The organism is Curtobacterium sp. MMLR14_002, assembly GCF_001864975.1.
Classification (GTDB): domain Bacteria; phylum Actinomycetota; class Actinomycetes; order Actinomycetales; family Microbacteriaceae; genus Curtobacterium; species Curtobacterium flaccumfaciens.
The window spans coordinates 1-9,649 of record NZ_MJGT01000013.1 but is presented as its reverse complement, the minus strand read 5'-3'; the positions used below and the strand labels follow the sequence as shown (position 1 = coordinate 9,649).

9 protein-coding genes are annotated in these 9,649 nt (G+C 72.4%); 1 reads left to right on the top strand and 8 read right to left on the bottom strand.

The annotated features are described in order from the left end of the window. Positions 1 to 15 precede the first annotated feature (15 nt). From BIU91_RS02525 to BIU91_RS02490, 8 genes are all read right to left on the bottom strand, one after another. The gene (locus BIU91_RS02525) at positions 16 to 2,838 is read right to left on the bottom strand and encodes an ABC transporter permease (RefSeq protein WP_071404090.1); all 2,823 of its coding nucleotides are present in this window, start codon (positions 2,836 to 2,838) and stop codon (positions 16 to 18) included. Then, on the bottom strand, positions 2,835 to 3,563 hold the full coding sequence (locus BIU91_RS02520) for an ABC transporter ATP-binding protein (protein ID WP_071404089.1): 729 nt from the start codon (positions 3,561 to 3,563) through the stop codon (positions 2,835 to 2,837). Before BIU91_RS02520 ends, BIU91_RS02525 begins: the two co-directional genes overlap by 4 nt. Next, entirely contained in the window at positions 3,560 to 4,156 is a 597-nt protein-coding gene (locus BIU91_RS02515) for a PadR family transcriptional regulator (protein WP_071404088.1), read from the bottom strand. The genes BIU91_RS02520 and BIU91_RS02515 overlap by 4 nt, the downstream gene beginning before the upstream one ends. 175 nt (positions 4,157 to 4,331) lie before the next feature. Further along, positions 4,332 to 5,213: an aldo/keto reductase gene (locus tag BIU91_RS02510; RefSeq protein WP_027466858.1), complete on the bottom strand. Its 882-nt coding sequence runs from the start codon at positions 5,211 to 5,213 to the stop codon at positions 4,332 to 4,334. A gap of 74 nt (positions 5,214 to 5,287) precedes the next feature. Further along, positions 5,288 to 5,875, bottom strand: coding sequence for a YdeI/OmpD-associated family protein (locus BIU91_RS02505; RefSeq protein ID WP_027466857.1), 588 nt, complete (start codon positions 5,873 to 5,875; stop codon positions 5,288 to 5,290). A 146-nt stretch (positions 5,876 to 6,021) separates the two neighbouring features. Continuing rightward, a complete protein-coding gene (locus tag BIU91_RS02500; RefSeq protein WP_071404087.1) occupies positions 6,022 to 7,593 on the bottom strand; it encodes an FAD-binding protein in 1,572 nt (523 codons plus the stop codon). A 9-nt stretch (positions 7,594 to 7,602) separates the two neighbouring features. After that, positions 7,603 to 8,148 (bottom strand): acyl-CoA thioesterase, encoded by a 546-nt coding sequence (locus BIU91_RS02495; protein ID WP_071404086.1) that lies wholly within the window; start codon positions 8,146 to 8,148, stop codon positions 7,603 to 7,605. A 123-nt stretch (positions 8,149 to 8,271) separates the two neighbouring features. Then, entirely contained in the window at positions 8,272 to 8,508 is a 237-nt protein-coding gene (locus tag BIU91_RS02490; RefSeq protein WP_071404085.1) for a hypothetical protein, read from the bottom strand. A 111-nt stretch (positions 8,509 to 8,619) separates the two neighbouring features. On the opposite strand from BIU91_RS02490, the gene BIU91_RS02485 reads away from it, so the two are divergent. After that, positions 8,620 to 9,606, top strand: coding sequence for an aldo/keto reductase (locus tag BIU91_RS02485; protein WP_071404084.1), 987 nt, complete (start codon positions 8,620 to 8,622; stop codon positions 9,604 to 9,606). The last annotated feature ends 43 nt before the right edge of the window (positions 9,607 to 9,649 follow it).

Genomic DNA, 9,649 nt, shown 5'->3' with positions numbered 1-9,649 from the left:
CGGGCCTCCCGTCCGTCAGTGCGCCCGTCGCACCGCCACCCGCCGCCGACCCCGCGAGGTCAGCCAGGCCCCGGCCGTCACCACGAGGGGCAGGCCGATCGCGAGCAGCGCCAGCACCGGCCAGTCCGGCACGAACGGCATGTGGTTCACCCCGACCGGACTCTCGGTGAACCGCAGGGTCAGGGCGCGGATCGGCAGGAGTCCGAGGAGCGTCCCGATCACCGAGCCGACCGTGGCCAGGATCGCCGCCTGCCACGTCGACACCCCTCGGCGCAGGCGTGGTGCGGCACCGATGGCGTCGAGCACCTCGTCGTCCCGTCGGCCGTCGGACCGTGCGAGTCCGATCGCCACCGCCGTCGCACCGATCGTGACGGCCGCGGCCAGTGCGAGCACGATCGCCCGGATGATCGCCTCGTTGTCGGTGGGGCCGGCTTCGTACATGAACGACGGGCCGCTCCACCGTGCACGGTCGTCGCCGCCGAAGCTCTGCCACGCCGAGCTCAGCTCGTCCGCCTGGGCCGGGTCGAGGTCGTGGGGCAGCGTCGTGACGAGCATGCCGTCGACCACGGGCACGCCGTACCGTTCGGCGGTCGCCTTCGTCATGAAGACGCCGACCTGGATCCGCGGGGTCTGCACGTCGAGTACCGCGGGGATCGAGACGCTGGCCGCCGGTCGGCTGCGCTCGGTGATGGGGTCGCTCTCCCACGTCCGGTCGTGGAAGGTGTCGACGCGGACCGCACCGTCGTGGGCGTACTCGGGCCAGAGCGACACGGCCTCGCCGCCCTCGAGCGCGTCCCGCACGGCGGCGGACGGCCGGTGCCCGGTGAGCACGGCGTAGTCGTCGACGGTCCCCGTCCAGATGTGCGGGCTCGACACGCTCGCCGTGTCCAGGTAGTAGGAGCAGCTCCTGGTGTCGTTCACCGGGCAGTCGTACGCGCTCCAGCGGTGCGGGATCGTGACGGTCGAGGGGGTGTCGCCCGGCTGCTCCTGCGCGACACCGAGCACCCGGATGCGGTCCTGGTCGAAGACCCCGGACACCACCTTCGCGGCGTGGGCCGTCAGTTCCGCGTCGTGGCGACCGGTGCTGCCGCCGTCCTTCGTCTCGGTCTGCACCTCGGCCGTCGCGACCCCGACCGCCGTCGAGTACTCGTACCCACGGACGTACTGGGCGTGGCTCGACGCACTCCACGTGATCACGACGGAGGCCACGAACACGACGCTCATCACGCTCGCCAGCACCGGCACCGTGCGGACCGGGTTGCGGCGGGCGTCGCGGGCGGCGAGCCGGGCGGACAGACCGGCCCGCGAGGTGAGCCGGGTGATCAGGGCGAGCAGCCACGGTGAGCAGATGGCGATGCCGAGCTGCATCAGGCACGGCCCGATCGCGACGCCGGCACCGACGACGTAGGCCCACCGGTCGTGCTGCACCGGGCGGTCGTTGAGCATGAGGACGCCGACGCCGCACGCCAGCGTCATCACCGCACCGAGGACCACGAGCAGCGGCCCCCAGATGCGCCGACGACGGCGGGCGGGACGGCTGACGGGCACTGGACGGAGCGAGCCCCGCAGTGCCGCGAGCACGTTGATCCGGGTCGCCGACCGTGCGGCGACGAGCGCGGAGACGAGTCCGGCGAGCACCCCGGCGGCCGCGATGGACAGCAGCAGGAGCGGCGGCACGTGCAACCCGGGGAACGACGCCACGTTGCCGTTGTCGATCAGCCGGTAGGCGAGCACACCGATCCCGGTGCCGGCGGCGACCCCGAGGACCGCGCCGACGAGCCCGAGCACCAGGCCCGACCCGGCGACGATCGTGCGGACGAACCGCTTGTCGCCGCCGACGCTCGTGACGATGGCGTACGAGCGGGTGTCCGCCCGGGTGCCGACCAGGAACGCGGCCCCGGCGAGCAGGGCGACCTCGAACATCGCGAAGACGCCGAGCAGTCCCATCGCCCCGAGGTACCAGCCGAGCGACGAGCCCAGCTGCCCACCGGGGAGCCGGGCGTCGGGCGGGTCGAGCACGACCGGCCGTGACTGCACGATGATGCCGTGCGCGTTGAGCTCCCGGATCTCCGACCACGTCGGGGCGTCCGACGGCAGGTACACGGTGACGTCGGTGAGCCCGACGTCGTCGGTGGTGTCGGTCGTCGAGAGCGTCGTGCCCCAGGGCAGGAACACGCCCTGCGAACCCGGGTCCGTCCCCAGGTCGGTCATGGTGCCGGTGATCGTGAAGCGCTTGGTGACCGGGTCGGTCAGGTCCACCGTGTCGCCGATCTGCACCCCGAGGCGGTCGAGCGTCGCCGGCGTGACCATGAGCTCACTGCGCGTGGTCGGCCTGGAACCGTCGAGCACGTGCCAGTGGCCCTCGAGCGACGGGTCCCAGACGCTGCCCTCGACGGCGGTCAGTCCGACCGGGCCGTGCGCACCCTGGAGCACGACGGGCGTGCTGCCCACCGGGATCGACAGGGCGCCGTCGGGCACGTGCGCCAGGACGTTCGCGAAGGGGGAGTCCTCGTCCGACTTCGTGACGGGGCTGTTCCGCTTCGAGTCCGTGGATTGCCACTGGACGGGGTCCTGCACCATGCCGGGCAGGTCCGGGCCGGACACCCGCATCTGCGCCGATGCCTGGCCGAGGTCGTAGTCGAGCCGCTCGGTTGCGGTGGCCTGTGTGGACTGCACCACGACGGCGACCGCGGCGAACCCGGCGGTGGGGATCCCGATGAGCGCGATGATCAGTGCCGCACGGCCCGCCTTCGCGAACGCCAGTCGACGCCCCAGACGGAGCGCCGGTCTCAGGGCGAACGGCGTCCGGCCGGTCCCGGCACGCCGACCCCGGCTCACGAGGCGGTCCGGTCCGTCAGCGCGGCCTCGACGCCCGAGTACACGGTCTCGTCGACCACCCGACCGTCGCGCAGGAACACGATCCGGTCCGCCCAGGCCGCGTGCCGGGCGTCGTGGGTCACCAGGAGGGCGCCGGCTCCGGCGTCGACGTGCCGACGGAGCATGCGGAGCACGACCTCGCCGGTCTGCGAGTCGAGGGCCCCGGTCGGTTCGTCGGCGAGCACGAGCCGGCGCTCGCCGACCACGCCGCGGGCGATCGCGACGCGCTGCTGCTGGCCGCCGGACAGGTCGTCCGGGTAGGCGTCGGATCGGTGCGACAGCTCGACGTTGTCCAGCGCGAGTTCCGCGGCGCGGCGGGCCTGCGAGGCCTTCCACCCGTCGAGCTCGAGCGGCAGTGCCACGTTCTCGACCGCGGTCAGCGAGGGGATCAGGTTGAAGTCCTGGAACACGAACCCGATGAGCCGGCGCCGCAGCGCTGCGAGCTCCTTGGCGGGACGGTCGGACACGAAGGCGCCGTCGATCAGCACCTCACCGCTCGTCGGTGGCAGCAGGGTGCCGGCGCAGGCGAGCAGCGTCGACTTGCCCGAGCCCGAGGTGCCCATCACGGCCACCATTTCGCCGCGCTCGACCCGCAGGTCGATGCCGGCCAGGGCGGTGACGGCCTTCGCGCCGGAGCCGTAGTGCACGCTCACGGCATCGAGCTGCAGGAGCGGTGCGGCGGTCACCGTGCGCTCCGCGGAGCGGAAGCCGCAGCGGCAGCGGAAGCCGCAGCGTCGGCACCGGCAGGCGCCACCGGGTGCTCGTCCGGCCGGTACCGCGCGACACTCGACTCCACGTGGTCGAGCCAGCGCACCTCGGCCTCGGCCTGGAACACCATCGACTCGAGCACGAGCGACCACGCCAGGTCCGTCGACGGGTCGGTCGTCCGCTTCAGCCGCGTCAGGTCCTGCAGGTTCCGGATCGCGGCACCGCGCTGCACCTGCACCAGCCGGGCGACGTCGACCCCGGGCACGGTCACGGCGAGGGCGAACTTGATCGCCAGCTCGTCGCGGCCGCGCTTGGCCGGCACGGGCTCGCTGAACCAGCGGGCCACCTCGGCCCGACCCGCGTCGGTCGCCGTGTAGACGACGTGTCCGTCGTCGTCGGCGTCGCCGCGGGCCACGAGGCCGTCGCGTTCCAGGCGGTCCAGGGTCGTGTAGACCTGGCCGATGTTCAGCGGCCAGCTCCCGCCGGTGCGGTGCTCGAACTCCCCCCGGAGCTGGTACCCGTAGCCGGGTCCCCCCACCAGCAGCGCGAGTACGCCCATCCGAACGCTCATGACACTTCCCCTGTCTCGGGCCACCGTGGCCATACTGAGTATGCACATACCCGGTATGCGTGCGCAAGCACGGATCTGGACAGGGTGGAAAACGGACGGGAGGCGCGGTGCCAGCTGGCACCGCGCCTCCCGTCCGACCGGTCGTCGTTCGCGACCCGCGGTCGCGCCCTGAGGGTCAGTGACCCAGCTTCGCCAGCTCCTCGAACTCGTCGTCGGTCAGCTCGACCGTGGCACCCGCGAGGTTGTCCTCCAGGTGCGCGACGCTCGACGTGCCGGGGATCGGCAGCATCACCGGGGAGCGCTTGAGCAGCCAGGCGAGCGCGAGCTGCGCCGGGGTGGCGCCCTTGCGCTCGGCGATCTCGGTGAGCGGCGAGTCCTCGCCGGTCAGGCCACCCGTGGCCAGGGGGAACCACGGGATGAAGCCGATGCCCTGCTCCTCGGACCAGTCGAGCAGCTCCTCGGCGTCACGCTTCTGCAGGTTATAGAGGTTCTGCACGGAGACGATCGTGGCGATCTCCTGCGCGGCCTTGACCTCGTCGACGGAGACCTCGGACAGGCCGATGTGACGGATCTTGCCCTCGTCCTGCAGCTTCTTCAGCTCGCCGACCTGGTCCTCGAGCGGGACCTTCGGGTCGATGCGGTGCAGCTGGAACAGGTCGATGCGCTCGAGGCCCAGGCGGCGGAGGCTCATCTCCGCCTCTTGCCGGAGGTACTCGGGGCGGCCGACGGGCGGCCAGACGTTCGGGCCGGTGCGGGTGAGGCCGGCCTTCGTGGCGATGACGACGTCGTCGCCGTAGGGGTGCAGGGCCTCCTTGAGGAGCTCCTCGGCGACGTAGGGGCCGTACGAGTCGGCGGTGTCGAAGAAGTTCACGCCGAGCTCGACTGCGCGCTTGAGGACGCGGATCGCCTCGTCGTGGTCCTTCGGCGGTCCCCAGACGCCGGGGCCGGTGAGCTGCATGGTGCCGTAGCCGAGCCGGTTGACCTCGAGGTCGCCGCCGATGCGGAAGGTGCCGGAGGACGCGGCCGGACGGTTCGTGGTGTCAGTGCCTGTGGTCATGTCCCCGGTCTACGCCCGGTGCGTTGCCGGTCCCTGAGTCGGTGTCCCCCGACCGCTTTCCGGGTTCGCAGGGTCTACGGACGGGTGGGCCGCGGGTACGGGGTCTCGCCGCGTTCGAGTCCGCCGACGAGCTTGGTGAGCCGGTTCGTCCGCACCGTCGCGTTCGGGGCGGTGGTGATGCGGTGCAGCACGGCGTACCGGTTGGTGGCGTCGAGCTCGGCGAACAGCGCGGCGGCTGCGGGGGCGGCGTCGAGCGCGGCCTGCAGGTCCTCGGGCACCGTGGCCGTTGCCGAGCCGGCGTAGGCGCGGTCCCACCGGCCGTCGCCCTTGGCGCGCTCGATCTCGGCGTGCCCGCGCTCCCGCATCCGCCCCTCGGCGATGAGTGCGGCGACCAGGCCGAGGTTCCGCTGCGACCACAGCGAGGCCTTCCGACGCGGGGTGAACCGCTGGCGGTAGGTGGTGTCGTCGCGTCCGCGCCGCTGCCCGTCGATCCACCCGGAGCACAGTGCTTCGTCGAGGGCCGTGTCGTACGTCAGGGTCGTCGGCTCCGTGACGCCCTTCTTGGCGAGGACGAGCCACACGCCGTCGGGTTCGTGCTCGTGGTCGTCGAGCCAGGCACGCCACGCGGCGACGTCCGGCAGCACCAGGTCGACGATGTCCATGCGGTCATCGTAGGACCGGCCGGCCGCGGGCCGTGTGCCGTGTGCTCGGTCGAGGTTCGCGCTGAGCGACAGTTCACGGGGTGCGTGACGCGTGAGGTGTCGCTGGGGCCGAAACCCGGACCGCGCGCACCGTCCCCGGGCCGACGTCAGACCCAGTGCGGCTGCGCGAGCACGCCCGCGGGGTCGGCCTGCTCGGCGATGCGGTGCAGACGTGCGGTGTTGTCGCCGAAGTACGCGGACGGGTCGGTGATCGATGCATCGCAGTAGTTCGCGTACGCCGCGTCGCCCCACGCCGGTCGCATCGCCTTCCGGAACCCCCGCACGTACGCATCGAACGGCGCGGGATCCGCCCCGTCCGCGAACACCGCCGTGTACTGCACGGTCATCAGCGCCGACCGCCAGGGGAAGGCCGAGTCCCCCGCGCCGACGTCCGCCACGGCGCCGCCGAGCGCGTCGAGCGCCACCCCACCCTCGAGGTTGCCCGTCACGTCACCCGCCGCGGCCGCCTGCCGGACGAGCACGTCGATCTGGGCATCGCTGAGCTTCGCCGAACCGATCGACGACGTCGCCGCCTCGGACACCCGCTGCGGCTTCCCCGCCAACGCGGACATCGCGGCGCCGTAGGTGAGCACCCGCCCGGTGTGGGCGAGCGGCTTCGCGCCGGTGGCGGCGATGAAACCGTCGACGGAAGTGTCGGCCCCGGTCTTCGACCCCGTCCACACACCGGTCACGGTGACGGTCGGCGCGGTGTGCCGACTGCCGTTCAGCAGCTTCAGGGACGACCACAGCTCCCGGTCGGCGGTCGGTGCCCAGTCTTGCCAGGCACGCACCACGGCAGCGGCGGACGACCACGCGAACGTGATCGTGAAGAGCAGGACGGGAGGCGCGGCCCGCGTCCGGTACGTCAGTGCGGTCACGACGCCGACGGTTCCACTGCCCCCACCGCGGCAGGCCCAGAACAGGTCCGGTTCGCTGGACGTCGACACCCGGTGCACGACCCCGTCCGGGGTGACGAGGGTTGCCCCCGTGAGCTGGTCGCAGGTGAGACCGAAGGACCGGACGAGGACGCCGACTCCACCACCCAGGGTCAGTCCGCCGACGCCGACCGTCGGGCACGAACCGGCGCCGATCGCCCGTCCGGCCTTCGCGAGCTCGGCGTACACGTCGCCGAGCCGGGCACCCGGGCCGATCGTGACGGTCCCGTCGTCGCGCAGGTCGATGCCGTCCAGGTCCTGCGTGCTGATGACCAGCGATCGCGGCACGCCGGTGCCGGGCGCCCCGCCGGCCGACCACCCCGTGTACGAGTGCCCGCCGGCCCGGAGCGCCACCGGCGTCGAGGTGGTCCGGGCGAAGGCGAGGCCGGCCTGCACGTCCGTGGTGTCCGCCGCCCGCAGGATCCCTCGCGGGTCGGCGTCGTCGAAGCGCGGGTTCTCGAGCACACGGGCGTCGTCCCACCCCGCCGCGCCGGACCGCAGCACGGTGCCGGTCACCGTGGCGGCCAGCGCATCCCACGAGTCCGGGCCGCGGTCCGGGGAGTCGCTCGGCGCAGGGTCCGGGGTCTGCGAGCGCGTCGGGGCGGCGCTCGGTGACCGGCTGGGCTCGGGCCCCGGCCCGCTGCAGGCGGCGAGGATGCCGGCGACACCGAGACCGACCCCGCCGGCGATCAGCGCGCGGCGTGAGGTGGCGGTCGTCCGGTGGGATCCTGCTGGTTCGGGCACCGGACCTGTCTACGCCGCACCGCTGCTGATCCGGGTCGCACTCGCCCAGTCGTGCACCCAGTCGGGCACGGTGAGGTCGCGGTCCGCGCCACCCGCCGCTTCGAGCAGGTCCGCGGTCGGCACCGTCCCGCCGGAACGTCGCAGGAACCGGGCCTGCACCACCGCGCGGGCCATCACGGCACCCTGCCGCACGAACGTCTGCTCCAGGTACACGGCACGGTCGTCGACCCCGAGCACGTGGGTGCGGAGCTCGAACCGCTGCCCGAGCGTCAGCGACCGCTTGTACGTGATCGTCTGCGCCGAGACGACGGGGTACCAGCCGTGCTCGCTCAGTGCTGCCCAGTACCCGGAGCGGAGCATCAGGTCGAGCCGACCGAGGTCGAGCAGCGACAGGTACTTGCCGTTGTTGACGTGGCGCAGCGGGTCGAGGTCGGTGGGAGCGACCCGGAACGGCGTCCGGACCTCGTCCCAGAGCGACGCCCGACGGCGTCCACCGACCCGAGCGCGCAGGCGGGTGCGCAGCTGCAGCAGGAACAGTCGGAAGTACAGGTTCACGGATTGATCACACCAGTGCGCGGAGCACTCGTGCGAGCACCTTGGAGGAACCTCACGAAGCGCCGGTAGCCCTGGTCACCGCGGACCCGCTGCTTCCGACAACCGCCGGAGCGGCCGGGTGGGTCAGCCGGAGAACATCCCGCTGGAGGCGCTGCCACCCGGGTGCGCGGTCCTCGACACCCCTTCGGCCGTCGATCGAGCGGCGTCGGCCTCGACCATGGCACGTGACCCGGCCGTGGGGTCGGAGAAGTCCTCGAGGTCCGCGAGCGCTCGCCGCCGACGGCGGTTCTGCACCTCGAGCACGACGAGCAGGGCGCCGAGCACGACGACCACGGCGATGACGATCCAGATGACGACCATGACACTCCCCCGAGCCCGGGGCGTCTGCCCCGTCCCTCGCAGCGTAACGGTGCGGAGGCGGGTACAGCCAGTACCTCCCGCCGTCAGGGGGACCGGGAGTAGACCTGCAGCATGCAGACACGCAAGCTCGCAGACCTCGAGGTCGGACCGATCGGCCTCGGAACCATGGGCATGAGCGCCTTCTACACGGGCGCCGGCACCGACGACGACGAGTCGATCCGCACCATCCACCGCGCGATCGACCTCGGCGTCACCCTGTTCGACACCGCCGAGGCGTACGGCCCCTACACGAACGAGGAACTCCTGCGCCGCGCGCTCGAGGGGCGCCGCGCCGACGTCGTCATCGCGACCAAGTTCGGCCTGTACCACCACGAGGCCGGCGAGGAGACGCCGACGCAGCAGCGCGGGATCTCCAGCAAGCCCGAGTCCGTGCGCGAGGCCCTCGAAGGATCCCTCCGTCGCCTGGGCACGGACCACATCGACCTCTACTACCAGCACCGCGTCGACCCCGCCGTCCCGATCGAGGACGTCATCGGCCAGCTCGCCGGCTTCGTGCAGGAGGGCAAGATCCGGCACATCGGACTGTCCGAGGCCGGCGCCGAGACCATCCGCAAGGCCCACGCCGTCCACCCGATCACCGCGCTCCAGAGCGAGTACTCGCTCTGGACGCGTGACCCCGAGGGCGACGTGCTCGACACCCTGCGCGAGCTCGGCATCGGCCTGGTGCCGTACTCGCCGCTCGGCCGCGGGTTCCTGACGGGTGCCATCACGAAGCCGTCCGACCTGGACTCCGACGACTTCCGCCTGGCGAACCCGCGCTTCCAGCAGGAGGCGTTCGAGCAGAACATGCGCATCGTCGACGCGGTCAAGGACATCGCGACCGAGGCCGGCGCCACCCCGGCGCAGGTGTCGCTCGCCTGGCTGCTCGCCCAGGGCGACGACATCGTCCCGATCCCCGGCACGAAGCGGGTCTCCCGCCTCGAGGAGAACGTCGGCGCAGCCGACCTGACCCTCACCGCGGACCAGCTGTCGCGCCTGTCGGCGCTGCCGGTCCCGACCGGCGACCGCTACCCCGACATGTCGACCATCGGTCGGTAGACGCGACCGGTTGACGGCCTGGAGGCCCGGTGCCAGCTGGCAC

Coding starts and splice junctions, on each gene's coding strand:
- BIU91_RS02515 (WP_071404088.1), bottom strand. CDS start 4,156: ATGAGCGTTCGGATGGGCGTACTCGCGCTGCTGGTGGGGGGACCCGGC.
- BIU91_RS02510 (WP_027466858.1), bottom strand. CDS start 5,213: ATGACCACAGGCACTGACACCACGAACCGTCCGGCCGCGTCCTCCGGC.
- BIU91_RS02505 (WP_027466857.1), bottom strand. CDS start 5,875: ATGGACATCGTCGACCTGGTGCTGCCGGACGTCGCCGCGTGGCGTGCC.
- BIU91_RS02490 (WP_071404085.1), bottom strand. CDS start 8,508: ATGGTCGTCATCTGGATCGTCATCGCCGTGGTCGTCGTGCTCGGCGCC.
- BIU91_RS02485 (WP_071404084.1), top strand. CDS start 8,620: ATGCAGACACGCAAGCTCGCAGACCTCGAGGTCGGACCGATCGGCCTC.